Raw genomic sequence first — 24,306 nt, forward strand, 5'->3', positions numbered from 1 at the left:
CATATCGGTCAGTAAGACATGAAACAGGATTCCCCGATTATCAGACGCAAATCCCGCCAGATCATGGTGGGCAATGTTCCTGTGGGTGGTGATGCCCCGATAGCGGTGCAGAGCATGACCAACACCAACACCTGTGATGTCGAGGCCACGGTTGGCCAGATCCGGGCGTTGCAGGAGGCCGGTGCAGATATTGTAAGGGTCTCGGTGCCGTCCATGGACGCCGCTGAGGCGTTCGGCAAGATTCGTGAGCAGGTATCGCTGCCATTGGTGGCCGACATCCACTTCGATTACAAGATCGCGTTGCGAGTTGCGGAGCTTGGCGTGGATTGCCTGCGTATCAACCCGGGCAATATCGGTCGTGATGATCGTGTCAGTGCAGTTATCAGCGCGGCCCGGGACGGAAATATTCCGATCCGTATCGGTGTGAACGCCGGCTCCCTTGAGAAATCCCTTCAGCGCAAATACGGAGAGCCGACGCCCGACGCCCTGGTGGAATCCGCCATGCGCCACATTGATATCCTGGATCGTCACGATTTCCAGGATTACAAGGTCAGCCTGAAAGCGTCGGAAGTGTTCATGACGGTGGCGGCTTACCGCAAGATCGCGTCCCAGATTGAGCAGCCACTTCATCTGGGCATCACCGAGGCAGGCGGTTTCCGTTCAGGAACGGTAAAATCCTCCATCGGCCTCGGTATGCTGCTGATGGATGGCATCGGCGACACCATCCGCGTGTCACTGGCGGCTGACCCGGTTCAGGAAATCAAGGTTGGTTTTGATATTCTCAAAAGCCTCCGTCTGCGTAGCCGGGGCATCAACTTTATTGCCTGTCCCAGTTGTTCCCGCCAGAACTTTGATGTGATTCAGACCATGAACGATCTGGAGGCGCGACTTGAGGATGTAAACACGTCACTGGATGTGGCAATTATCGGCTGTATTGTTAACGGCCCCGGAGAGGCCAAGGTAGCCGATATCGGCCTGACCGGCGGCAGCCCGAAAAACCTGTTTTACATGGCGGGCAAGCCCAGCCAGAAGCTGGAGAACGCCACACTGACTGACGATCTGGAACGTCTGATTCGTGAAGAAGTGGCACGTCGCAAGGAGCAGGAAGAGTCGATTATTGCCCGTTCCGACCACTGATCCGTTTCCGTTTTCAGGCACCACCATCCAGACAGAGTTAAGGGTTTAAATTGGCTAAGATTCAGGCGGTTCGCGGGATGAACGATATCCTGCCGGAACAGACACCCGTATGGCAGTTTGTGGAATCCACGGTACGTAAGGTGTTGGCCCAGTATGGCTATCAGGAAATCCGCATGCCTATCGTTGAGCAGACGGACCTGTTCAAGCGATCGATCGGTGAAGTGACGGACATTGTCGAAAAGGAAATGTACACCTTTGAGGACCGCAACGGGGATAGTCTGACTTTGCGCCCCGAGGGCACAGCCGGTTGTGTGCGGGCGGCGGAAGAACATGGTCTGCTGTTTAACCAGACCCGGCGGCTCTGGTACACCGGCCCCATGTTCCGGCACGAGCGGCCACAGAAAGGCCGGTATCGCCAGTTCCACCAGATTGGCGTGGAATGCTTTGGTATGAGCGGTCCGGATATTGATGCCGAGTTGCTGATTCTGACGGCCAGGCTGTGGAAAGAACTGGGTCTTGCCGGGCACACCCGCCTCGAGATCAATTCCATTGGCACTTCCGAATCCCGCAGGGTCTATCGTTCGGCACTGGTGGACTACCTTGGTCAGTTCAAGGCTGAACTGGATGCGGACAGCCAGCGGCGGCTGGACACCAATCCGCTGCGTATTCTCGACAGCAAGGATCCGGCCACCCGCAAGATCCTTGAAGGTGCGCCAAGCCTGGACGATTTCCTGGATGACGAATCCCGGGATCACTTTGAGCGCCTGAAAGCGTTACTGGGTGCAGCGGGTGTCCGCTATTCCGTTAATCCTGCGCTGGTTCGGGGCCTCGATTACTATGGCAAGACAGTGTTCGAATGGATTACCGACAGCCTTGGCGCCCAGGGCACCGTGTGTGCCGGGGGCCGGTATGATGGTCTGGTTGAGCAGCTTGGCGGAAAAGCAACCGTTGCGGTTGGCTTTGCAATGGGCCTCGAGCGGCTTATTCTCCTCCTTGAAACGCTGGATCTGGTTCCCGGTTACGTGAACAGCGACGCGGATGTCTACGTTACGGCAATGGGTGACGGGGTGCTGGCGCCGGCATTGGCGCTCGCTGAAAATCTGCGAGCGGCGTTGCCAGACAGGGTGATTGTTTCCCATTGCGGCGGCGGCAGCTTCAAGAGCCAGATGAAAAAAGCCGATCGCAGTGGTGCGAAATACACGGTGATTCTCGGGGAGAACGAGATTGCCAACGGCACCGCCGGGCTGAAGCCCATGCGGGCCGATGAACCCCAGACCGAGATTGCCCAGGACGAACTTGCCTCAGCACTGGCGAAGGCCCTGGCCAACTGAATCTGATAAAAAATCCACGATATAAAAGCAAAAAATACGACTACAGGAGTCCCCATGGCTGAGATGCGCACCGAAGAAGAACAGATCCAGGCGATCAAGGACTGGTGGAAGAGAAATGGCAGCTCACTGCTTCTCGGTATCGGTGCCGCACTGGCCATCGTGTTTGGCTGGCAGGCCTGGCAAAACTACCAGGCGCAGCAACGGACCGAAGCGGCTAACCAGTTTGCCAACCTCCTCAATGCCTTCAGCAACCAGGCCGATGAAACCAGCGGTGAAACTGTTGCCTTCGTGGCAAAAACACTGCGGGAAGACTACTCGGATAGCGCCTATGCGGTATATGGCAATCTGATTCTTGCCCGCCAGCAGCTGATGGAAGCAGCGGATGCTCAGGCGGCCATAGATTCTCTCAAATGGGCACTGGAGAAGACCGGCGAAAACAAGGCTCTGGCGTTGGTTGTCCGGAATCGTCTTGCCCGGGCCCAGTTTTCTGCCGGCCAGTACGATGAAGCCCTTTCAACAATTGATGCCGCAGGCAGTGCCGACGCTTTCGACGCCATGTATTCCGAACTTCGCGGTGATATTCTTCTGGCGCAGGGCAACCGCGAGGGGGCTCGAGAGGCCTATCTTGCTGCCCGCGAACAGAACCAGCAGGGACGGAGCGGTGTATTGGAAATGAAACTGGCTGACCTTGGTGTCGGGGAGGACGCCTGATGCCGGATTTTCGCAACAGGTTGTTGAGTCGCGCACTGCTCATTGGGCTGATGATTTTCGCCGGGCTGTCCGGTTGCAGCACCACCGATACCTTTGAGCAGCCCGTTCCGGTGCCCGACATTGAAGCGTCCGCCGAGTTTAAAAAGGTTTGGAGCATGTCGGTCGGGGACGGACATGATGGCGATTTTCTCTACCTTGCGCCCCTCAACGCGGGTGACAGGATTTTCGCCGCCGCGGCAGACGGCGAGCTTTACGCTGTTGACCCCGAATCCGGCAGCGTAATCTGGGAAACCGAGTTTGATGATCGGGTTTTTTCCGGCCTCGGGGGCGACGGTGAACACCTTTACCTCACCACTCAGAATGCTGAACTGGTTGCGCTTTCCCGAGAGGATGGCTCTGAAGTCTGGCGGCAGTCACTGCCGACTGAAGTGCTCTCTGCACCCCAGTCAAACGGTTCACTGGTGGTTGCCCAGACAATTAGTGGCCAGGTGCTGGGTTTCAATGCCGCGGATGGGGAAAAGCGCTGGCAGTATGATGGCTCGGTTCCCGTGCTTTCGATCAGGGCGGCCGCAGCACCCCTGGTGGGTGGTGATGTCGTCATCGCTTCATTTGCCAACGGCAAGCTGATGGCGCTGGCTGCGGACTCGGGCCAGCCTCTGTGGCAATATGAGGTCGGTCAGCCGAAGGGGCGTACCGAGCTTGAGCGACTGGTTGATGTAGCGGGCCAGCCATTAGTGATCGAAACAGCCGTGTTGGTGGTAGGCTACCAGGGTAAGCTTGCGCTGGTTGATATCCGCACAGGGCAGGAAATCTGGAGCCGCGAAGCATCCAGCCTATACTCGCCCATGATAGCCGGGGGTGACATATACCTCGCATCGGCAAATGGCGAACTGGTTGCCCTTCGCGGCTCTGACCGGAAGGAACTCTGGATGCAGGATCGTCTGGCGTGGCGCCAGCTGACTCAGCCAATGGTCTACGAAGGCTATCTGGTGGTCGGTGACTATGAAGGCTATCTGCACGTCCTCGATCGTGAAGACGGCAGCCTGGTCGGGCAGCTTGAGTTCGATGATGAGGGTATCCGCGTACCGGCCCAGCGGCTAGCCAATGGTAACCTGCTGGTTTTTGGCAACAGCGGAAAGATGGCCGTATTCCAGGTTCAGCCGCAGGATTAATTACCCATTATGACCCCAGTAATTGCCCTTGTCGGACGTCCCAACGTTGGCAAATCGACTTTGTTCAACCAGATGACCCGCTCCAGGGATGCCCTGGTTGCGGACTTCCCCGGCCTCACCCGGGACCGCAAATACGGTGAGGGCAGCTACGAGGGCCAGCGTTTCATTGTGATTGATACCGGCGGTCTCACGGGAGACGAGCAGGGTCTTGATCTCGAGATGGCACGGCAGTCCATGCAGGCCGTGGAAGAGGCCGACATTGTTCTGTTTCTGGTGGATGGCCGTGCCGGGCTGACAGCGGGCGATGAACTCATTGCAGATCATATGCGCCGTTCTGGTAAGCAGGCTCACCTGGTCGTGAACAAGACCGATGGTCAGAACCCGGACATTGCGGCAGCCGATTTTTACAGCCTGGGCTTCGCATCCACCTTCCTGATAGCTGCCTCCCATAACCGGGGTATCCGGTCAATGCTGGAGATTCTCTTGCCCTCCGAGGAAGATCGGGCAGAAGAGGACCGGGCAGATCGATATCCGGGTATTCGCATTGGCGTGGTGGGGCGCCCGAATGTGGGCAAGTCGACCCTTGTGAACCGCATGCTTGGCGAGGATCGGGTGGTCGTTTTCGACATGCCGGGCACAACCCGTGACAGCGTGTACGTCCCCTACGAGCGCCAGGGCAAACAGTACACGCTGATTGACACCGCCGGTGTTCGCCGTCGCAAGAATGTCAGCGAAGTGGTCGAGAAGTTTTCAATTATCAAAACGCTGCAAGCGATTGATGATGCCCACGTAGTGATTCTGGTGATTGATGCCCGGCAGGGACTGGTGGATCAGGATTTGCACCTGATCGGCTTTGTTCTGGATGCGGGCCGCTCACTGGTCATCGCTGTGAACAAATGGGACGGTATGGACCCCGAAGACCGGGCCAGGGTGAAGGAGCAGGTTAAGCGCCGCCTCGATTTTCTCGATTACGCCGACAAGCACTATATCTCCGCGCTTCACGGATCCGGCGTTGGCGTTATGTATGAATCGGTCGAGGCCTGCTACGACTCTGCCATGGCCAAGTGGCCGACCAATCGCCTGACCGCACTATTGCAGGACGCCGTTGCCCAGCATCAGCCACCGATGGTGCAGGGGCGGCGAATCAAACTCCGTTACGCCCACCAGGGTGGCTCGAATCCGCCGGTCGTTGTTGTTCATGGCAATCAGGTGGACGCGCTGCCAGGCGCTTACAAGCGGTATCTGGAAAACACCTTCCGCAAGGTGCTGAACGTTACCGGATCGCCCATCCGGTTTCAATTCCGGGCCGGGGAAAACCCGTTTGCCAGCAAGGTTGATCGGCTGACGCCGCGCCAGAAGGTGAAAAAGGATAACGACCAGAAACAGGGGCCCAGCCCGAAGAAAAAGCGCCAGAAGAGTCTCAAGCGCTGATTCCGGGGTATAGCCTCAGCTTCCGTTGAGCCCCGCGTTTTCAACCTGTTTTGCCTGGACCGCAGTGAGTGCGATGGTAAAGACGATGTCTTCGACCAGCGCACCCCTGGAGAGATCGTTGACCGGTTTCCGGAGGCCCTGCAGCATCGGGCCGATACTGACGACATTGGCGCTGCGCTGAACCGCTTTATAGGTGGTGTTCCCGGTGTTCAGATCCGGGAATACAAACACCGTGGCCTTGCCCGCCACTTTGCTGTCAGGTGCTTTGCTTCTGGCGACACTCTCTATCGCTGCGGCGTCGTACTGCAAGGGTCCGTCAATCAGCAGATCCGGCCTGCGCTGGCGGGCAATCCGGGTGGCTTCTCTTACCTTGTCGACGTCCTGACCGCTTCCTGATTCACCGGTACTGTAGCTGATCATCGCAACCAGAGGCTCAATGCCGAAGGCTTCGGCGGATTCGGCGCTCTGGATGGCAATATCTGCCAACTCCTCGGCGTTCGGGTCCGGGTTGATGGCGCAGTCCCCGTAAACCACCACCTGTTGCGGAAGCAACATGAAAAACACGGATGACACGACTTTCGCGTGGTCGTGGGTCTTGATCAGCTGCAGGGCAGGGCGAACGGTGTTGGCGGTGGTGTGAATGGCGCCTGACACCAACCCATCGGCTTCATCCAGAGCCACCATCATGGTGCCCAGGACAACGTTGTCCTCGAGCATGGCTTCGGCCATGTCCGGGGTAAGGCCCTTGTGTTTGCGCAGTTCCACCATCGGCCCGATATAGCGCTCACGTACTTCGGAAGGATTGATGATCTCGATATCTTCCGGCAGCTCCTGATCCTGGGAAGCGGCAACCCGACGAATCTCGGACGCGTTCCCAATCAGGGCACACCGGGCCAGCTTGCGCTGGTGACAGATGATGGCCGCCTGAACGGTTCGTGGTTCGCTGCCCTCCGGCAGGACAATTCGTTTATTGGCAGCGCGGGCGCGTTCTGAAAGCTGATACCGGAAAGCCGGGGGAGAAAGCCGGCTCTGGCGTTCGACCTTGAGGTGCTGCTGCAGCCAGTCTGTGTCTATTCGGGTCGCAACCGCTTCCATGGCCTTTTCGATGCGGTCCGGATCATCGATGGGGATAGCGGAAGACAGGTTAGCCAGCATGTGGGCTGTCTCGTAGGTGTTGGCATCGGAACCGAGAACCGGCAGGCCGGTATCCAGGGCCCGGTGGCACAGATCTATCACCCGTTGGTCCGGCATGAATCCGCCGGTGAGCATCAATCCCGCCAGTGGAACACCATTTAGCGCGGCAACTGCTGTTGTGACCACAATGTCTTCACGGTCTCCCGGCGTTACCATTAACGTGCCTGGCCTCAGTGTTTCTGTCATGTTCCGGATGCTTCTTGCACACACCGAAACCTTCTGAACCCGCCGGGAGTGCATCTGGCCTTCGTTCAGCACGGGTAGCCCGAGCTCCCGGGCGATATCGGACACTCGTGGCGCGAGAAGCTCCGGCTGCCAGGGTATCTCCGCGATCAGTCGAAACCGGCCTTCGAGGAACACCTTACAGCTGGCCCGGTAATCGATGGCCGTCGTGCATGGGTGACTGGTATTGGAACGGGGTTCAAGGCCGGACTGCTCCGGCTCGCCGACCTTGTTCAGGATCACCCCGATGACATCGGGATCGCTCGGGCTGGCGAAGAGGCGTGCGGCGAAGTCCAGCTCCTCATCCATCTGGCGTGCGTCAAGGGTTTTCGTGGTGCTGACAAGGATGACGTCTGAGCCCAGATTCCGGGCAACCTCCACATTGAGCCGTGCGATATAGGCCTCACTGCGATCGGGTACCAGCCCTTCGATAATCACCACATCCACCTTTTTGGCGACCTTCTGGTACTCGCCCACCACTGTCTCGAGCAGGAAATCGGATTTGCCCCGGTTGAGCAGTTGCTGGGCTTGCTTTAAAGGAATCGGGTCCGGTGGATTCAGGTGACTGCTGGTCCGGACAAAGGCCGTCGATGAATCCTGGCCGTCGTTATGCATGGATTCAGCACGGTGGACGGACTGGCAGAAGGGTTTATAGAAACCGACACTCACGCCAACCCGTTCAAGGGCGCGTAACAGCCCGAGGCAAACGGAGGTCAGGCCGGACTCCATGGAGGTTGGTGCAACAAAGAGACTTTTTGCCATTATCGTGTTCCTGGTAACGCGTGGTGGTCAGGCCGGATCTGCCGCGCCGGCAAGCCGTGAGGCCTCCCGCGCAATAACCAGCTCCTCGTTGGTGGGAATCACCAGAACCGGGAACCGGGAACCGGCACTTTCAATCCGGCCGTCGCTGAATTCACCATGGTGTTTGTTAAGATCCTCGCTGAGCTCAAAACCCATGAGGTGCAAATGGCTGATGGTGTCCTGCCTCACCCGGGCACTGTTCTCGCCGATGCCGCCCGTGAAAACCAGGGCGTCCAGTTGCCTGAGCGATGCCATCATGGCACCAATGTATCTGGCCAGACGGAAGCAGAAAACATCAATCGCTGTTTTAGAGGGTTCATGGCCGTGGTCGGCGAGCTCGCATAATGAGCGCATATCATTGGTCTGCCCGGACAGGCCCAGCAGGCCGCTTTCCTGGTTCAAAACCCGATGAACCTCGTCGCCGGGAATGCCCTTACTACCGAGAAAATCAAACAGGCCCGGGTCGATATCTCCGCTCCGGGTGCCCATCACCAGGCCTTCCAGAGGTGTCAACCCCATGCTGGTATCCACGCTGATGCCGTCGCGGATGGCGGCAATGCTGCAACCGTTGCCCAGATGAGCAGAAATGATGGACGTGGTTGCCGGTGTCCTGCCCAACAAGCGGGCGGCTTCGACGGCCATAAAGGCGTGGCTGGTGCCGTGAAATCCGTAGCGGCGTACGCCCCAGTCCTGATACCAGGCTTTCGGAAGGGCGTACAGGAACGCATGTCTTGGCAGGGTCTGGTGAAAGGCGGTGTCGAAAACCGCCGCCTGGGGGACACCGGGAAACAGCGCGAGGGTTGCCCGGATACCCGAAAGATTGACCGGGTTGTGCAGGGGAGCCAGTCCGGCGCACTCTTCAATGGCGCTGACAACGTCCTCGTCGATAAGGACCGCTTCGCGAAAGGTTTCTCCACCATGAACCACCCGATGGCCGATGGCCGCGGGCACGGATGTTATCAACTGACGGTCCCGGAATGCACTGACCATTGCCTCAAGTGCCGCATCATGCGATGTGCCCGGCTTCAGGGGAATGGTGTCCTTATCGCCAGCAATGCGTGCAAAGGCATCGTTCTGATTAAGACGCTCTGCCAGAGCCGACGCCAGTTTACGGTGTTGGCCGTCAAACAGTGCAAGTTTCAGCGATGAGCTGCCGCAATTGACGACAAGTATGGTGTCTTCCATGGAGTTGAGGTTCCGGCGGTTTTTAATCTATACCCGATGATTGTTGGTGAGCCAGGCGTCAAACTCCGGGGCTGGCAGGGGGCGGCTGTAGAAATACCCCTGGGAGAAGTCGCAGTTTTCCTTTTTCAGGAAATGGGTCTGTGCTTCTTCTTCCACCCCTTCAGCGATGACCCGCAGGCCCAGGCTATGGGCCATGTTGATGATCGCCCGGACAAGGGAGGCATCGTCAGGCTCCTTCATGACATCCTGGACAAAGGATTTGTCAATTTTCAGGGTATCAAACGGATAGCTTTTCAGATAGCTGAGCGCGGAGTAGCCGGTACCAAAATCGTCGACCGACAAGCGAATGCCGGCTTTGTCGAGCTGGCGCAGGATTTCCGCTGTCTCGATGGAGTTGTCCAGGATCAGGCGTTCGGTAATTTCCAGTTCCAGCTGTTCCGGCGCCAGGCCGCTGGCTGAGAGCGCATGCATTACGGTCTCGGTAAATCCGGGATCCCGGAACTGGCGGGGGGAGACATTGACGGAGATACCGATGTCCTTACCGGTAGACTGTTTCCAACCCATTGCCGCCCGGCAGGCCTCCTCGAGAACCCACTCGCCGATGGGCGTGATCAGGCCGGTTTCCTCCGCCAACGGGATGAAACGATCCGGCATCACCATGCCCATGGCGGGATTATTCCAGCGCAGCAGCGCTTCGACAGCAAAAAGGTTGCCGGAATTCGTATTCACGATGGGCTGGAAGTAGAGCTCGAATTCCTTTAGCTCCAGGGCACGCCGCATACTGGATTCCATCTTCAGACGCTCGTGGGACACCTCGGTCATTTCCGGGGCAAAATGGGCGTAGGAGCTCTTGCCCTTGTGCTTGGCCTGGTACATGGCGGCATCGGCGTGCTGAAGCAGGGTGCCACTGTTGTCGGAGTCTGTCGGGAAGATCGCAATCCCGATACTCGTAGTTACGAATACTTCCTGACCATTCAGTATGTAGGGTGGTGCGAACGTCTTGAGAATACGTTCTGCAACCTGAGATGAGGCCTCCGGGCCGGTCAAACCAGGCAGTATGACAAGAAACTCATCGCCACCGAGTCGGGCAACCGTACTGGTGCCCCGCAGGCAGCTGGAGATCCGGCGTGCCGCTTCAATCAGTAGATTGTCGCCGGCGTCGTGGCCAAGGGTGTCGTTGATGTGCTTGAAGTTGTCCAGGTCCAGGAACATCACACCCACCAGGGTGCTCTCGCGTCGAGCCTGGGCCAGCGCCAGCTTCAGGCGATCCAGGGCCAGCATCCGGTTGGGCAGGCCGGTCAGGATGTCGTAGTTGGCCTGGCGCAGCAGTTGCTGCTCATACCGTTTTCTGATGCTGATGTCTTCGCCGAGGATCAGGTAGCCGGTCGTGCCGCCTGACTCATCCTTGATGGGGGTAACAATCAGCTGTTCCCAGAATCGTTCGCCGTTGCGCCGAACGCTGTTTATTTCCCCCTGCCACACTCCGACACGTTGCACCTGCAGTCGAATGGACTGCCACAGGTGCCGGTTTTGCCGGTTTTCAATATCGTTCTCACCCAGTGCGCCGGGATGCTTGCCGAGAATGGATCGGGCTTCGTAACCGGTCAGTTGGGTGAATTTCTGGTTGGCAAATTCAATACGCCACTGCCGGTCACAGATCAGAACGGAGGAAGGGCTTTGTTCAATGGCCTTGGAAAATTTTCGGATTTCAGCCGCATCTTTTTGCTGCCGTTCCATATCCACGTTGAGACGTTCGCGCATCTGATTGATGGCATCGGTAACCCGCCCGAGCTCATCATGACGGTTTGCTGGGGTGTTCGGCCGGTCAAGAGTGAGAGGTTTCGAGGTGGTTTTCAGTGAAAAGTCGCGGGCATAGTTGGCCATCGTTGTCAGGTGGCGTACCACGAAATGCTGGAAGATCCAGATAATCAGTATGGAAACAAAGAAGGTTTTCAGGAACTGAGTGAACAGGATGACCCCTACTTTGCGCTGCAGCTCATCGTAGACCGGGTCAAGGCCCGCTGTGACGGTAAGCTCGCCCAGTTTGAACATTTCATCGCCCTGGTGAGCCAGGCTGAAACTGTGGGACGTGGTTTTTGCTCCCCGGGGAATGTCACCCATTATCAGCTCGGAATCCGGTTCGATCCGCAGTCGCAGGTGGATCACGTAGGGGAGGCTGAGAATGCCTTCCATCTGGGTCTGCAGCAGTTTTTGGTCCAGGGCCCACAGACTCCGCGCCAGGCTGGATGCATAACCGGATTCGATGATTTGCATACGGTTGTCAATCTGGGAAAGTTCCTTGCGGTAATCGGAATAGATCTGCAGGGCTGAAGCGACCAGGGTGAAGGCGGAGCTGAACAAAAGAATCCAGGCCAGCAGCCTGAAGGACAGGGGAGAGCCTGTGCGAAAACGTTGGAGACGCGTCGACAGTTTTGGCATGTCGTAAACTTCAGCCACCCAAACCGGTTAGGAGATCGGAGAATTACCTTTGATTGCGACTATAGCAGCAGTTTCTTTCGAATGCCTTGCAAATGCAGGAAAAATGGGGAGAAATTTGTTGTGATTCAGTACTAAAGCGTACACAACCTGAAAGTACTCTGTTGACCTGGATCAATAACATGCAGGCGTACCGGGCGTAATCTGAGTTTAATCAAGTTTACTGCAGGAAGGAGAAGAAAAATGTATATGGACGCCGTTGTTATCGCAGGTATTGCGACTGTATTGCTGGTGGTTGGGTTTTTCGTTGGTGTTGGCATCTTCGTGATGAGGGATCAGAAGGCGCACGGACATGAGGGCAGAAAAGAAGGCGAGCACGGCCAGAAACCGGTTTGACCTTGCCGGGCAAGTAAGAGCTGCCGGAGCATCAGGTTAGGAAAATTGGCGTCCCCTAGGGGGTTCGAACCCCTGTTGCCGCCGTGAAAGGGCGGAGTCCTAGGCCACTAGACGAAGGGGACGCAACGTTTTCAATACCTTGCCTCGTCGAGGTGGCGCGTATATTAAGTAAGGCTCCGGGGAGTGTCAACGCCTTTTTTTGAAAAGTTACGGGCGTTGACTGGTGAAATGCCCCAGCTGAAGGCCGCGGCCGGCAGCTGTGAGGCGTCGGTCCATACGCGGGCTACTGTCACCTTGCCGCCCCCGGATTAACGGAATGGGCCAGCGCCTTCTCCAGTTCGGGATACTGGAACTGGAATCCTGCCTTGGTGAGTCTTGCCGGAATGGCCTGCTGGCCGGTCAGGAGGAGACGCGCCATTTCCCCCAGTGCGACCTTGAGCACCGGTGCCGGTGCGGGCAACAGAGCGGGGCGGTGCAGAACCTTGCCGAGGCAACGGGTGAATTCGGCGTTGGTCACCGGGTTGGGGCTGACCACGTTGAACGGTCCTGAAGCGCTGGTGTTCTCGACCATCCAGATCAGGGCTTCGACAACGTCGTCCCGGTGGACCCATGGCATATACTGCGTGCCACTGCCCAGCCGGCCACCGAGGCCAAGTTTGAAGGGCAGAATCATGCGCTCCAGAAAGCCGCCTCCGGGGCCGGCCACGACACCTGTTCGCGACAGGCACACTCTTACGCCGTTGTCGGCAAGGCGGAGCGCGGCATTTTCCCAGTCCCGGCAAAGGCGGTGGGTAAACTCATCATGTGGGTTGGTCTCTTCCGTTACCATGGCCGGGCCCTGGTCTCCATAAAAACCGACCGCCGAGCCCGAGACCATGACCTCGGGAGCCTGTTTCCAGCTGCGTATCACGTCAACGAGTGTTTCGGTGACATTGATCCGGCTGTCCCGGAGTTGCTGTTTGCGAGCTTTGGACCAGCGTTTGTCAGCAATGCCTTCACCAGCCAGGTTGATGACGGAATCGAACCCGGGGTGGGAACGGAGTTGTTGCAAATCACGGACGGCTTCAACCCGGCCGCAGCAGGCCTTGACGGTTTCTGACGGTTGCCGGCTGAAAACGGTCAGTTCATGGCCGCGCGCCAGCAGTTCACGGCACAGTACGTGCCCGATAAATCCGGTACCGCCGGTAATCAGAATCCTCTTTGTCATGATGTTCCCTCCCGTCGCGGTCTGGTCGACACGCGTGCTTTCCAAGCGTCCGGTTCAGGACGGTGTCTGTTCCAGTTCAAGCATAACAGCATCCCGGATGGCCTGTCCGAGAAGTGGATTTTCGCCGATCGGCGGCGCCAGGTGGATGTTGGTGCCATGGGCGCGCTCGAGTTCTTCGATCATCGCGGGAACATCCTTGCGCAGATGGCGCCCGGCCGCCAGGAACAGGGGAACGATGGTAAAGCTTTTGGCCCCTTCCGCGACTCCTTCTGCAATGACAGTGTCCATGGATGGATCGGCCAGTTCCATGTAGGCAATCCGGGCATTATCGACAGCCTTGAGTGTGGGTCCGGCAAGCTGTTCGAAGGTTTCACACCAGCGCTTGTCACTGCTTCCGTGTGCCAACAGAATAATGCGGGGGCTGTTCATTGCCTCTCCTGAGTGGTCAGTTTGATGGGGCCTGTCGTAAGTCCGGAGCGTCAGCCCCGGAAGCGGGTATAACAGAATCTAAAGTAACAGGGTGACACAGAATGTTCGATTGGAAAGAGATTCTGGATTTCTGGTTTGGTGAACTGGATGAGCACGGGTTGCCAGACAGTGACCACAGAAACAAATGGTTCCGGTCAGACCGTAGGTTCGATCAGGAGATCCGCCGCCGCTTTCTTTCCCTGGTGCTGTTCGCTTCGGAGCAGGGGCTGGAGCATTGGCGGCGGGAAGCCGGTGGCATACTGGCAGAGATTCTGCTGCTTGATCAGTTTTCCAGAAACATCTTCCGGGGCGGCGCTATGGCATTTGATCAGGATCGGCAGGCCCGGAAACTCTGCAGGCAGGCCATGCGGAAGGGGCAGGATATGCTGCTTCCTCCGGTTCAGAGGGCTTTCCTATATATGCCCCTGCAGCACTCCGAGCGTAAGGAAGACCAGGACACATCTGTGGAATGCTACGAGCAGCTTGCCCGGAGTACCCAGGGGCTCCTGGCAGATTTTATGGGTAGCTTTCTTCAGTCCGCCCGGGATCACCGCGACATTACCATCAGGTTTGGCCGTTTCCCACACCGGAACAAGGCTCTGGGGCGTGCGTCTACGGCAGAAGAAGAGGTTTACTTACAGATTGGCCGGCGATTTGGCCAATAGAGCTGCTTTTTGTCAGCCCTGATTGGCCAGATGACGGAATTGGCGGCTTCCTTAAGGTTTTGTATGAAAAATGTACATTCTGACGGGGTTGGCTATTTTGCCTGATAGAATACGCAACACTTACTTTGAACCGGGTGCGCGGCGTTTCGCCGCCACCTGCACGTATTCTATCGGGGATTTGTGATGGTGAACTCGCGGCGTTCCCTGCCCGCCGGGCTTTTTGCGGCCGTATGGGCTGTGCTTCCTGTTTCATCGTTTGCTGCTTCTCTCGACGATAAGCTGCTGGACCAATTGAGTGGCGCAGCCCCAAAGCTCGACAGGACTGTGCTCAAGACGGCGTTTAAGGCATCACGCTGTGCTGTTTCCAGTGGTGTCGAGATGCCACAGCGGCTGGCGGTTATCGATTTTTCGTTACCCTCCAGTGAAGAGCGGTTGTGGATTTTTGATCTGGAGAAAGGCGAGCTGCTGCTCCGGGATCTTGTGGCCCATGGTAAGAATTCCGGGAATTTCGAGCCGACCGAGTTCTCCAACGTCGAAGGCAGCCATCAGTCCAGTATCGGTCTCTTTCAGGCGCGAGAGTCCTACTACGGAAAACATGGATATGCCGTCCGGCTTGATGGACTTGAACCTGGCATCAACGATCACGCCCGGCAGCGCGCGATTGTAATTCACGGTGCGGACTATGTGAGTGACAGCTGGGTCAGCAAATACGGCCGGATAGGCCGAAGCCACGGTTGCCCTGCGGTGGACAATCAGGCCATCCGCCAGGTGGTTGATAATCTCAAGGGTGGTCAGCTTGTTTTCAAGTACTATCCCGATCAGGAGTGGCTGCACAGTTCAGGTTTCCTCAAGTGCGACAACACAACTCTGGCGGGAAAAAACCTGGAAAAAAGTGGTTGACGGCGCCGGTTGGATCCGTAGAATACGCCTCCGTTGTCGGTAACAGCCGATCAGCATTGCGGGAATAGCTCAGTTGGTAGAGCACAACCTTGCCAAGGTTGGGGTCGCGAGTTCGAATCTCGTTTCCCGCTCCAGATTCAGAAAACCCGGTCTTGAAAAAGGCCGGGTTTTTTCGTATTCAACCACCACAAACCCGGCGCCATGGCTCGTGGTCAGGTATACTCGGCAGCCTGTTTCATATCCTGATTCTGTGGGGGAGGCATGTCCGCCATGAAGGTACATTCACTGTTTATATACCCCGTCAAGTCCCTGTCCGGCATTGAGGTAAGCAGCTTTGACACTGATGATTTCGGCCCGGTCGCCGACAGACGCTGGATGATTGTCGACGATGACCGCCGTTTTGTGACCCAGAGGGAGCATCCGGAGCTGGCGCTGGTTGCTACCGCGCTGGAGGGTGGCAATGTGGTTGTCGACATTCCGGGTGAGGGTGCGTTTCCCCTGATGGCTATTGATGAGACAGATGCGGCCGGCGCAGAGGTTCGGGTCCTGGTCTGGCGTGACTGGGTCAAGGCCGTTATGGGACAGCCTGAAGCCGGCGAGGCGTTAAGCCGGTTCTGCGGCAAGTCTCTCCGGTTTGTCTATATGCCGGACAGTTCATTTCGCCGTGTTGATGCCGGACGGGTGGATGAATACCGGCGTGTAGGCTTTGCTGACGGTTTTCCGTTCCTGATTACCAATACCGCTTCGCTGATGGAGCTGAACGGGCGCCTCGATGCTCCGGTAGAGATGCGCAGGTTCCGGCCCAACATCGTGGTGGAGGGTGCGCAGCCCTGGGATGAGGACAGCTGGCAGCAGCTGACCATTGGCAACAACCGTCTGAGTGTTGTGAAGCCCTGTTCCCGCTGTGTGGTGACCACCGTGGATCCCGCAACGGGCAAAAAGGACGCCGCCTTGCAGCCGCTCAGAACCCTGTCAGGCTATCGCAGGACGCCGGACGGCGTGATCTTCGGCCAGAACGCCATTCATGAATCACCGGGAAGTATCCGGGTTGGTGATCCTGTTACCATCAACAAATCGGAGTCAAAATAAACGTGCCTTTGTTAACGCTGGACTCAGTCTCCCTGGCTTTTGGAATGCACCCGCTGCTGGACCAGGCATCGCTGGTAATCGACGCCGGAGAGCGTGTGTGCCTGTTGGGACGCAATGGCGAAGGCAAGTCGACCCTGCTCAGGATTGTCACTGGGGAAGTGGTGCCTGATGGCGGGGTGGTGCGCCTGGACGACGGCGCAGTGCTTGCAGTGCTGCCGCAGAACCTGCCATCGGAGGATTCCCGCACAGCCTATGAAGTGGTTGCCGGTGCGTTTCCGGAAACCGGAACCTTGCTGGCGGAATTCCATCAGCTTTCCCAGCATGCGGATGAGTCCAGCCTGGACCGCCTGATGAAAGTCCAGGAGCGTCTGGAAGCCCTGGATGGCTGGCGGCTGGATCAGAAGGTAACCACCATTCTCGGTCAGTACGGTGTCGATCCCGATCAGACACTGAACACGCTGTCCGGCGGCTGGCAACGCCGTGTGTTGCTGGCAAAAGCCCTGGTTGCGGATCCGGACATCCTGTTGCTGGATGAACCCACCAACCACCTCGATGTGCCTGCCATCGCCTGGCTGGAAGAGGCTCTGGGCCAGTTCCGTGGCGCCATGCTGTTTGTCAGCCACGACCGGGCGTTTATCCGGCGCATGGCCACCCGGATTGTTGAGCTGGATCGGGGCAGGCTCGTGAGCTTTGCCGCCACCTATGACCGCTACCTTGAACTGAAGGAAAAAGCGCTGGAAGAGGAAGAGCGTCAGAACGCGCTGTTCGACAAGCGGCTTAAGCAGGAAGAAGCCTGGATTCGCCAGGGTATCAAGGCACGCAGAACTCGCAACATGGGCCGGGTGCGCGCCCTCCGGGCCATGCGCGAGGAACACCGGCAACGGAGAGTCCGTGGCGGTACCGCAAGCTTCGCGGTGGAGGATGCAGCCCGTTCCGGCAAACTGGTTGTTGAAACCCGGGATGCAGGCTTCGCCTATCCTGATGGTACGCCGGTGATCAGCGATATGAACCTGACTATCCTCAGGGGTGACAAGATCGGCCTTGTGGGGGAAAACGGAACCGGCAAAACGACTTTGGTTCGGCTTTTGCTCGGAGACCTGGAACCAACTGAAGGGTCGGTGCGTCTGGGTACCAATCTGCAAGTGGCCTATTTCGATCAGCTTCGCGGGGAGCTGGATCTGACCCGGAATGCCCTGGATAACCTTTCCGAGGGTCGGGAATTCATTGATATTAACGGTCAGAGCAAGCACGTGCTTGGTTATTTGCAGGAGTTCCTGTTCACACCGGAGCGGGCCAGGTCACCGGTCAGTGTGTTCTCTGGTGGTGAACGTGCGAGGCTGCTTCTTGCCAAGCTGTTCAGCAAGCCAGCGAACATTCTGGTGCTTGATGAACCGACCAACGATCTGGATGTGGAAACCCTGGAACTGCTGGAAGAACAGTTGGCGGAATTTGCCGGAACAGTGATCGTGATCAGTCACGACCGGGAGTTTCTTGATAATGTGATCACTGAAACGGTTTTCCTGGATGGATCGGGCAAAGTGCGGGAGTTTGTCGGTGGTTACACCGACTGGCGCCGGCAGGGCGGGCGTTTCCCCTCGGAAGCGACGGGTAATAGGCCGGACAAACAGGACAAAGCCAGAAAATCCGGTAAGGAAACCGCCAAAGAACGTGAACAAAAGGTGCCAGGAAGCGCAAGACAGGCAGCGCCCTCGGAAAAGAGCAAGCCTGTCAAGCTGAGCTATAAACTCAAACTGGAGCTCGAACAGCTGCCCGGGCAGATCGGGGCGCTGGAGCAGGAAGTCGCCGGCCTGAAGGAAAAGATTTCCTCGGCTGATTTTTACTCAGGCCCACCGAACGAAGTCTCGGCCACTCTGGAAGCATTGACGGAAAAGGAAAACCGTCTGGAGAAGGTTATCGAGCGGTGGATGGAGCTGGAAGAACAGGCAAGCCAATGAATATCAATTACGATTTCAGGTTTCAGGACGGGCGTACCGTCGAGTTTACAGTCACTGATCGACCGTCACCGGCGTCCGGGCCTTTGCCCTCGTGGACCAAACTCGGGCATTGTCAGTGCAGTAACTGCCCGTTGAAGGCTTCAGATACGCCTTATTGCCCTGCAGCCACTGAAATGCTGCCTGTTGTCGAAGCATTTCAGGCGGAAGATGCCTACCAGAAGGTTGAGGTGAAGGTTACTGATGAGCGGCGCAGCTACCTGAAACAGACTGCCCTGGAAGAAGCCCTCAGGTCTTTGCTCGGGCTGAAAATGGCAACCAGCGGGTGCCCGGTACTGTCAGAGCTCAAGCCGATGGCTGTGCACCACCTGCCTTTTGCCAATACCGATGAATTTATTATGCGCAGTGTGTCCCATTATCTGCTGCAGCAGTACTTCGCCAAGCGCAATCACCAGGCGCCGGACTGGGATCTGACGGGGCTTGTTGAAAGGAACCAGAGGTTGCAGCTGGTCAATCAGGCCCTTTGGCAGCGTATTCATTCGGTCTGCAAGGGCGACAGTAATCTGAAAGCGTTACTGAACTTCTTTTCGATGGCGTCGAGCGTCAGCTTCTCCCTGGAAAGCCAGCTTCGGAAGCTCGAGGCAAAAATGGGCGGGGAAGGGGGGTAGCAGTCCCGGGCGACAGACCGGGCCCGGGACAACGCCCGGGCTTTCGGTTCCGGAACCCTTAGTGAATCCTGATGGCCAGAACGTCGCACTCAGTACCGTGCAGAACACCGTTGGCAGTTGAGCCCAACAAAAGCTGGAAGCCCTTTCGCCCATGGCTGCCAACAATCACGAGGTCCACGTCCTGCTCTTTGGCAAGCCTGTGAATTTCTGATTCCGGGCGCCCGACCGTAACTACCTGGTTTGTCCTGGAAACTCCGTATTGGTCACCGTAGGTGCCCAGTTGCTCACGGGCGGCTTTGTCGAGCTGATCCTGAAGTTCGGTCAGGTCCATCGGTATATCACCGCCATAGGCGTAGCCAACGGGCTCAACCACATGAACCAGCATCAGCTCCGCCCCATGGGCCTCGCTCATGGCTTTCGCCTTGTTGAGCACCTGTGGGGCTTCTTCCGTCAGGTCAATGGCAACAAGCATTTTCTTGTAGGCGGACATGGCATCGCTCCTTCGCGCGCGGGGTGATATTGTCTTGAGGATAGTACTTTAAATCTAATCGGAAAAGTGTAGCGGGAAACTGACAGGTATCAATAAAGACGGCGGAAAAGCGCTTTTCTGGCAGGCAATTAGGCCCGCCAGAAAAAGAGGAGAGGGTCAGACGTTGCCTTGTAAGAGCTCTATGATGTTGGCCAGCCCCTTCAGGATACCCTTGGAATACCGGTCGATCACGAAGCCCACATTCTTCTCGTTATAGTTGATATAAGAGCCGCGGATAAACTGCCACTTGGATGAGATGCTGTTAAGTGCCGCGTTTAATTCCGGCGAGCCCTGGCCCTGCATAACAGATTCCAGCAATGCATCCAGTTCCCTGGCTTGCTCGTCGAGCGGTGTTTCGGTAGAGGAGCCCTGGAAGGTCTGGGAAACCGAGGAGTTGGTGCGTACCGAATACTTGGCCATCATCTGGGCCATTTTTACAGCGGCAGAACGCGCCGCCTCGACCCGGGGGCTTGTAGCCGTCTGGGAGCTTTCCTGGGCTACCCGATATAACCCGGTCGCCTTCTCGTTCATGGTGAGGGCCTGGTTCGCCATATCGGAAACCAGCCGCAAGTCCGGATAGCCCTGGTTACGCACATCATTGATGTTGCTGCGCATCAGGTTCTTGAACTTGTCGAACTCCTGGTTCAGCCCTTCAATATCTTCGGCAGACAGCACCCCGGAATTACTGCCGGCGATAGAATTCATGGAGTCGTTGGCTGAGTTGATGCCCTGCACAATCTCGTTCAGGGTATCGGTATCGCCGGTTCCACTGAAACGGTAGTAGGCGTCCAGGGCCATGTAATTGCTGACCCGGAAATTATGGAGGTCGGAGAGGAATCCGTCGGCGCCATCCTGGGCGCGGGCACCCAGGGAAGTCAGTGCAAGGAGAATAAGCGCGGCTACAAGAGAGCGTATCCGCAGGTTAGCGTCTTTCATCGGATGGGTCTCCGTACATGCTGTTTTATTATTGTGGACCAAAGTCGTAGATCGAAGGTAAAGTAACTGCGCCGGCCAATCAAGCAGTTTTGGCGGCCTCGGTGTCTGTAAATGTAAACAACTTTGAAATTTGCGTGATGAAGTTCCGGTTTTTTCTTAGAAGTGGCTTCCAGTTAACTGAATCATAACAATTCTGCTGCGTTTTTCTTCGGCTGCCTCCAGCTTTTCGGGGACTTTTGCAGCCCGTCCGAAAGAAACAAATTGACAAACGCGCCGTTTTTTTTCATCGTGTGCCCTCACGATTCAAACGACTGTATGAATTTTTTGAATCGAATGACCGGGCAGTGACCGAAATCTCGCTGCACAAACAGCCGGCCGCGCTGGCGAACTGACAGCGCCACCTGGCTGGAAGCAGTTCCAAACACAGACTGGAGATCAGTTGATGATTTACGAAGGTAAAGCCATCACGGTTAAAGAGATCGAAGGCGGGATCGCTCAGTTGAACTTCGACTTGCAGGGCGAGTCCGTAAACAAGTTCAACCGTCTCACTATTGAAGAGCTCCGCGCCGCGACTGACGCATTGAAAGTGAAAAAGAACCTGAAGGGTCTGGTGGTTACCAGCTCCAAGGACAGCTTCATTGTTGGTGCCGACATTACCGAATTCACCGAGCTGTTTGCCGGTTCGGAAGAGGATCTGGTAGCCAACAACCTCAAGGCCAATGAAGTCTTCAGCGCCGTTGAAGACCTGCCGTTCCCGACCGTTACCGCTATAAATGGTATGGCCCTGGGTGGCGGTTTCGAGATGTGCCTTGCGACCGACTATCGGGTTATGGACAAGACGGCCAGGGTTGGTCTTCCGGAAGTGAAGCTGGGGATCTTCCCGGGCTTCGGCGGTACTGTGCGTCTGTCCCGTCTGGTGGGTGTCGACAACGCGGTTGAGTGGATCAGTGGCGGCACTGAGAACCGCGCGGATGCGGCACTGAAGGTTGGTGCCGTTGACGCCGTGGTTGAGTCCGACAAGCTGGTCGAAGCCGCCGTTGCCATCATTAGCCAGTGCAACGAAGGCAAGCTGGACAACGAAGCCCGTCGTGAAGAGAAGAAGGGCAAGATCAAACTCAATGCCATGGAAAGCATGATGGCATTCGAGATATCCAAGGCGTTTGTTGCCGGCAAGGCTGGCAAGAACTACCCGGCGCCCGTTGAAGCCATCAAGGTGATGCAGAAACACGCCGGCATGACCCGCGACAAGGCGATCGAAGTGGAAGCCAAAGGCTTCGCCAAGATGGCCAAAACCAACGTTGCGGCTTGCCTGGTTGGCCTGTTCCTGAACGATCAGGAGCTCAAGAAGAAGGCCAAGGCCTGGGAGAAGGAAGCCAATGACGTGAACCTGGCTGCCGTCCTCGGCGCCGGCATCATGGGTGGTGGTGTCGCATTCCAGTCTGCCCTGAAGGGCACCCCGATCATCATGAAGGACATCAACCAGGACGGTATCGCACTGGGTCTGAAGGAAGCCAAGAAGCTTCTGGTCAAGCGGGTTGAAAAAGGCAAGATGAAACCTGACCAGATGGCCGATGTACTCAACAGCATCACGCCAACCCTGAACTATGGTGATTTCAAGAACGTAGACCTGGTTGTTGAGGCTGTTGTCGAGAACCCGAAAGTAAAAGATGCTGTTCTGCGTGAGACCGAAGATGCGGTTCGCGACGACGCCATCCTGACCTCGAACACCTCTACCATTTCCATCGACCTGCTGGCCAAGAACCTGAAGCGGCCGGAAAACTTCTGTGGCATGCACTTCTTCAACCCGGTACACATGATGCCGCTGGTTGAGGTTATTCGCGGCGAGAAGACCAGTGATCGCGCCATCGCGACCACCGTGGCCTACGCCAAAGCCATGGGCAAGACTCCGATCGTTGTTAATGATTGCCCGGGCTTCCTGGTTAACCGCGTTCTGTTCCCGTACTTCGGTGGCTTTATTGGCCTGGTGCGTGACGGTGCTGACTTCCAGCATGTTGACAAGGTGATGGAAAAGTTCGGCTGGCCGATGGGTCCTGCGTACCTGTTGGACGTTGTTGGCATGGATACCGGCAAGCACGCCGGCGAAGTGATGGCCGAAGGCTTCCCGGACCGGATGAAGCACGAAGGCACAACCGCCATTGACGTGATGTTCGACAACAACCGTTACGGACAGAAGAACGAGAAGGGCTTCTACAAGTACGAACTGGACCGCAAGGGCAAGCAGAAGAAGGTCGTCGACGAAGAGACCTACAAGCTGCTCGAGCCGGTTGTTCAGGGTAAAAACGAGTTCAGTGAGGAAGATATCATCGCCCGCATGATGATTCCTCTGTGCATGGAAACCGTTCGCTGCCTGGAAGACGGCATTGTCGAAGATCCGGCAGATGCTGATATGGGCCTGATTTTCGGTATCGGCTTCCCGCCGTTCCGTGGTGGTGCCCTGCGCTACATCGATGACATGGGTGTAGACAAGTTCGTCGAACTGGCAGACAAGTTTGCAGATCTCGGTCCTCTGTATCATCCGACTGAGAAACTGCGTGAAATGGCCAAAACTGGCAAAAAGTTCTTTGGCTAACCCTGATTCCGAACGGAGAAAGATCTATGAGCCTTAATCCGAGAGACGTTGTCGTCGTCGATTGCGTGCGGACTCCGATGGGTCGTGCCAAAAACGGCTGTTTCCGGAACGTGCGCGCAGAAACCCTGTCCGCCGCTCTGATTGAAGCGCTGTTTGAGCGCAACCCGAAGCTCGACCCGAAAGAAGTTGAAGATGTGATCTGGGGCTGTGTGAACCAGACCAAGGAACAGGGCTTCAACGTGGCGCGCCAGATTTCCCTGCTGACCCGCATTCCCCACGAGTCCGCGGCCCAGACCGTGAATCGTCTGTGTGGTTCTGCCATGAGCGCGATCCATACCGCTGCCCAGGCCATCATGACCGGCAACGGCGATGTGTTCGTTGTTGGTGGTGTCGAGCACATGGGGCACGTACCCATGACCGAAGGTTTCGACCACAACCCGGCGGCGTCCAAATACTCCGCCAAGGCGTCCAACATGATGGGCCTGACCGCGGAGATGTTGGCAAAGATGCACGGCATCACCCGTGAGCAGCAGGATGAGTTCGGCGCCCGGTCTCACCGCCTGGCCCACGAAGCGACCGTAGAAGGCCGCTTCAAGAACGAAATCGTGCCCATTCAGGGTCACGACGAAAATGGTTTTGTGAAGCTGATCGAAGAAGACGAGACCATTCGTCCGGAAACAACTGCCGAGTCGCTTGGCCAGTTGAAGCCGGCTTTCGACCCGAAGAACGGCACGGTGACTGCCGGTACTTCTTCCCAGTTGACCGACGGCGCTGCCGCCATGGTTCTCATGTCGGCAGAACGTGCTGAAGCCCTGGGCCTGAAACCGGTTGCCAGAATCCGCGGCATGGCCGTTGCCGGTTGTGATCCCGCAATCATGGGCTACGGCCCGGTTCCGGCTACCAAGAAGGCGCTCAAGCGTGCAGGCCTGAAGGTTGAGGATATCGACTTCTGGGAACTGAACGAAGCCTTCGCTGGTCAGTCCCTGCCGGTGCTGAAAGACCTGAAGCTGCTGGGTGTCATGGAGGAGAAAGTGAACCTGAACGGCGGTGCGATTGCCCTGGGCCATCCGCTGGGCTGCTCTGGTGCACGTATCTCCACAACCCTGCTGAACGTCATGCAGGCCAAAGGCGGTAAGCTTGGTGTATCCACCATGTGTATCGGCCTTGGTCAGGGCATTGCGACTGTGTGGGAGCGGCTCTGATTCGGTAAGCTGAATTGGAAACAAGCTCTCAGGAGGCCCGGCAAATGCCGGGCTTTCCTGTCTCTGACCGTGTAAAAAAGCCGG

Annotated in this window: 20 protein-coding genes and 2 tRNA genes; 14 read left to right on the forward strand and 8 right to left on the reverse strand. The window is 57.0% G+C overall.

Annotated features, from left to right (window positions below):
• The first annotated feature begins 18 nt into the window (after positions 1–18).
• The 5 genes from ispG to der are packed head-to-tail and all read left to right on the forward strand — an operon-like array spanning position 19 to position 5,782.
• The gene (gene ispG / locus D0851_RS00810) at positions 19–1,137 is read left to right on the forward strand and encodes a flavodoxin-dependent (E)-4-hydroxy-3-methylbut-2-enyl-diphosphate synthase (RefSeq protein ID WP_117616926.1); all 1,119 of its coding nucleotides are present in this window, start codon (positions 19–21) and stop codon (positions 1,135–1,137) included.
• A gap of 50 nt (positions 1,138–1,187) precedes the next feature.
• A complete protein-coding gene (gene hisS, locus D0851_RS00815) occupies positions 1,188–2,468 on the forward strand; it encodes a histidine--tRNA ligase (protein ID WP_117616927.1) in 1,281 nt (426 codons plus the stop codon).
• A gap of 54 nt (positions 2,469–2,522) precedes the next feature.
• Positions 2,523–3,179 carry a YfgM family protein gene (locus D0851_RS00820; protein WP_117616928.1) on the forward strand — a complete coding sequence of 219 codons (657 nt, stop codon included), beginning with the start codon at positions 2,523–2,525 and terminating at the stop codon, positions 3,177–3,179.
• Positions 3,179–4,351 (forward strand): outer membrane protein assembly factor BamB, encoded by a 1,173-nt coding sequence (gene bamB, locus D0851_RS00825; protein ID WP_117616929.1) that lies wholly within the window; start codon positions 3,179–3,181, stop codon positions 4,349–4,351. Before D0851_RS00820 ends, bamB begins: the two co-directional genes overlap by 1 nt.
• Before the next feature lie 9 nt (positions 4,352–4,360).
• Positions 4,361–5,782, forward strand: coding sequence for a ribosome biogenesis GTPase Der (gene der / locus D0851_RS00830; RefSeq protein ID WP_117616930.1), 1,422 nt, complete (start codon positions 4,361–4,363; stop codon positions 5,780–5,782).
• Between the two features lie 15 nt (positions 5,783–5,797).
• Here the strand turns inward: der and pta are convergent, their stop codons facing one another.
• The 3 genes from pta to D0851_RS00845 are packed head-to-tail and all read right to left on the reverse strand — an operon-like array spanning position 5,798 to position 11,623.
• The gene (gene pta, locus D0851_RS00835; protein WP_117616931.1) at positions 5,798–7,960 is read right to left on the reverse strand and encodes a phosphate acetyltransferase; all 2,163 of its coding nucleotides are present in this window, start codon (positions 7,958–7,960) and stop codon (positions 5,798–5,800) included.
• Positions 7,961–7,987: 27 nt separating this feature from the next.
• Positions 7,988–9,184: an acetate/propionate family kinase gene (locus D0851_RS00840; protein WP_117616932.1), complete on the reverse strand. Its 1,197-nt coding sequence runs from the start codon at positions 9,182–9,184 to the stop codon at positions 7,988–7,990.
• A 27-nt stretch (positions 9,185–9,211) separates the two neighbouring features.
• Positions 9,212–11,623: an EAL domain-containing protein gene (locus tag D0851_RS00845; RefSeq protein WP_117620230.1), complete on the reverse strand. Its 2,412-nt coding sequence runs from the start codon at positions 11,621–11,623 to the stop codon at positions 9,212–9,214.
• Between the two features lie 240 nt (positions 11,624–11,863).
• Here D0851_RS00845 and ccoM point away from each other — a divergent pair, with 240 nt between their 5' ends.
• A complete protein-coding gene (gene ccoM / locus D0851_RS20960) occupies positions 11,864–12,016 on the forward strand; it encodes a cytochrome c oxidase subunit CcoM (protein ID WP_162893654.1) in 153 nt (50 codons plus the stop codon).
• Positions 12,017–12,062: 46 nt separating this feature from the next.
• Here ccoM and D0851_RS00850 read toward each other — a convergent pair.
• The 3 genes from D0851_RS00850 to D0851_RS00860 all read right to left on the reverse strand — a co-directional run bounded on the left by D0851_RS00850 (position 12,063) and on the right by D0851_RS00860 (position 13,652).
• Positions 12,063–12,138, reverse strand: a tRNA-Glu gene (locus D0851_RS00850).
• A gap of 167 nt (positions 12,139–12,305) precedes the next feature.
• On the reverse strand, positions 12,306–13,223 hold the full coding sequence (locus D0851_RS00855; protein ID WP_117616933.1) for a TIGR01777 family oxidoreductase: 918 nt from the start codon (positions 13,221–13,223) through the stop codon (positions 12,306–12,308).
• Positions 13,224–13,277: 54 nt separating this feature from the next.
• Positions 13,278–13,652, reverse strand: a complete 375-nt coding sequence (locus tag D0851_RS00860; protein WP_117616934.1) for a sirohydrochlorin chelatase — start codon at positions 13,650–13,652, stop codon at positions 13,278–13,280.
• A 101-nt stretch (positions 13,653–13,753) separates the two neighbouring features.
• On the opposite strand from D0851_RS00860, the gene D0851_RS00865 reads away from it, so the two are divergent.
• The 6 genes from D0851_RS00865 (at position 13,754) to D0851_RS00890 (ending at position 18,965) form a co-directional block, all read left to right on the forward strand.
• Entirely contained in the window at positions 13,754–14,356 is a 603-nt protein-coding gene (locus D0851_RS00865; protein ID WP_117616935.1) for a DUF924 family protein, read from the forward strand.
• Positions 14,357–14,539: 183 nt separating this feature from the next.
• Positions 14,540–15,256: a murein L,D-transpeptidase catalytic domain family protein gene (locus D0851_RS00870; RefSeq protein WP_117616936.1), complete on the forward strand. Its 717-nt coding sequence runs from the start codon at positions 14,540–14,542 to the stop codon at positions 15,254–15,256.
• A 58-nt stretch (positions 15,257–15,314) separates the two neighbouring features.
• Positions 15,315–15,390 (forward strand) — tRNA-Gly (locus tag D0851_RS00875).
• A gap of 136 nt (positions 15,391–15,526) precedes the next feature.
• Positions 15,527–16,345 (forward strand): MOSC domain-containing protein, encoded by an 819-nt coding sequence (locus D0851_RS00880; protein ID WP_117616937.1) that lies wholly within the window; start codon positions 15,527–15,529, stop codon positions 16,343–16,345.
• 2 nt (positions 16,346–16,347) lie between these two features.
• Positions 16,348–18,300, forward strand: coding sequence for an ATP-binding cassette domain-containing protein (locus D0851_RS00885; RefSeq protein ID WP_117616938.1), 1,953 nt, complete (start codon positions 16,348–16,350; stop codon positions 18,298–18,300).
• The gene (locus tag D0851_RS00890; protein ID WP_117616939.1) at positions 18,297–18,965 is read left to right on the forward strand and encodes a DUF6901 family protein; all 669 of its coding nucleotides are present in this window, start codon (positions 18,297–18,299) and stop codon (positions 18,963–18,965) included. The genes D0851_RS00885 and D0851_RS00890 overlap by 4 nt, the downstream gene beginning before the upstream one ends.
• A 58-nt stretch (positions 18,966–19,023) precedes the next feature.
• Here the strand turns inward: D0851_RS00890 and D0851_RS00895 are convergent, their stop codons facing one another.
• Together D0851_RS00895 and D0851_RS00900 are read right to left on the reverse strand one after the other, a co-directional pair.
• Complete coding sequence (locus D0851_RS00895; protein WP_117616940.1) at positions 19,024–19,455, reverse strand: universal stress protein; 432 nt, start codon at positions 19,453–19,455, stop codon at positions 19,024–19,026.
• Positions 19,456–19,611: 156 nt separating this feature from the next.
• On the reverse strand, positions 19,612–20,430 hold the full coding sequence (locus D0851_RS00900) for a hypothetical protein (protein ID WP_117616941.1): 819 nt from the start codon (positions 20,428–20,430) through the stop codon (positions 19,612–19,614).
• Between the two features lie 442 nt (positions 20,431–20,872).
• Here D0851_RS00900 and fadB point away from each other — a divergent pair, with 442 nt between their 5' ends.
• Together fadB and fadA are read left to right on the forward strand one after the other, a co-directional pair.
• Positions 20,873–23,020, forward strand: a complete 2,148-nt coding sequence (gene fadB, locus D0851_RS00905) for a fatty acid oxidation complex subunit alpha FadB (protein ID WP_117616942.1) — start codon at positions 20,873–20,875, stop codon at positions 23,018–23,020.
• Between the two features lie 26 nt (positions 23,021–23,046).
• Complete coding sequence (fadA, locus tag D0851_RS00910) at positions 23,047–24,222, forward strand: acetyl-CoA C-acyltransferase FadA (RefSeq protein WP_117616943.1); 1,176 nt, start codon at positions 23,047–23,049, stop codon at positions 24,220–24,222.
• Positions 24,223–24,306 lie beyond the last annotated feature (84 nt).

This window comes from Marinobacter sp. Arc7-DN-1 (assembly GCF_003441595.1).
Lineage (GTDB): Bacteria > Pseudomonadota > Gammaproteobacteria > Pseudomonadales > Oleiphilaceae > Marinobacter > Marinobacter metalliresistant.

Coding starts and splice junctions, on each gene's coding strand:
- D0851_RS00870 (WP_117616936.1), top strand. CDS start 14,540: ATGGTGAACTCGCGGCGTTCCCTGCCCGCCGGGCTTTTTGCGGCCGTA.
- D0851_RS00845 (WP_117620230.1), bottom strand. CDS start 11,623: ATGCCAAAACTGTCGACGCGTCTCCAACGTTTTCGCACAGGCTCTCCC.
- der (WP_117616930.1), top strand. CDS start 4,361: ATGACCCCAGTAATTGCCCTTGTCGGACGTCCCAACGTTGGCAAATCG.
- ccoM (WP_162893654.1), top strand. CDS start 11,864: ATGTATATGGACGCCGTTGTTATCGCAGGTATTGCGACTGTATTGCTG.
- D0851_RS00865 (WP_117616935.1), top strand. CDS start 13,754: ATGTTCGATTGGAAAGAGATTCTGGATTTCTGGTTTGGTGAACTGGAT.
- ispG (WP_117616926.1), top strand. CDS start 19: ATGAAACAGGATTCCCCGATTATCAGACGCAAATCCCGCCAGATCATG.
- fadA (WP_117616943.1), top strand. CDS start 23,047: ATGAGCCTTAATCCGAGAGACGTTGTCGTCGTCGATTGCGTGCGGACT.
- pta (WP_117616931.1), bottom strand. CDS start 7,960: ATGGCAAAAAGTCTCTTTGTTGCACCAACCTCCATGGAGTCCGGCCTG.
- D0851_RS00860 (WP_117616934.1), bottom strand. CDS start 13,652: ATGAACAGCCCCCGCATTATTCTGTTGGCACACGGAAGCAGTGACAAG.
- D0851_RS00840 (WP_117616932.1), bottom strand. CDS start 9,184: ATGGAAGACACCATACTTGTCGTCAATTGCGGCAGCTCATCGCTGAAA.
- D0851_RS00895 (WP_117616940.1), bottom strand. CDS start 19,455: ATGTCCGCCTACAAGAAAATGCTTGTTGCCATTGACCTGACGGAAGAA.
- fadB (WP_117616942.1), top strand. CDS start 20,873: ATGATTTACGAAGGTAAAGCCATCACGGTTAAAGAGATCGAAGGCGGG.
- D0851_RS00890 (WP_117616939.1), top strand. CDS start 18,297: ATGAATATCAATTACGATTTCAGGTTTCAGGACGGGCGTACCGTCGAG.
- D0851_RS00820 (WP_117616928.1), top strand. CDS start 2,523: ATGGCTGAGATGCGCACCGAAGAAGAACAGATCCAGGCGATCAAGGAC.
- D0851_RS00855 (WP_117616933.1), bottom strand. CDS start 13,223: ATGACAAAGAGGATTCTGATTACCGGCGGTACCGGATTTATCGGGCAC.
- bamB (WP_117616929.1), top strand. CDS start 3,179: ATGCCGGATTTTCGCAACAGGTTGTTGAGTCGCGCACTGCTCATTGGG.
- D0851_RS00880 (WP_117616937.1), top strand. CDS start 15,527: ATGAAGGTACATTCACTGTTTATATACCCCGTCAAGTCCCTGTCCGGC.
- D0851_RS00900 (WP_117616941.1), bottom strand. CDS start 20,430: ATGAAAGACGCTAACCTGCGGATACGCTCTCTTGTAGCCGCGCTTATT.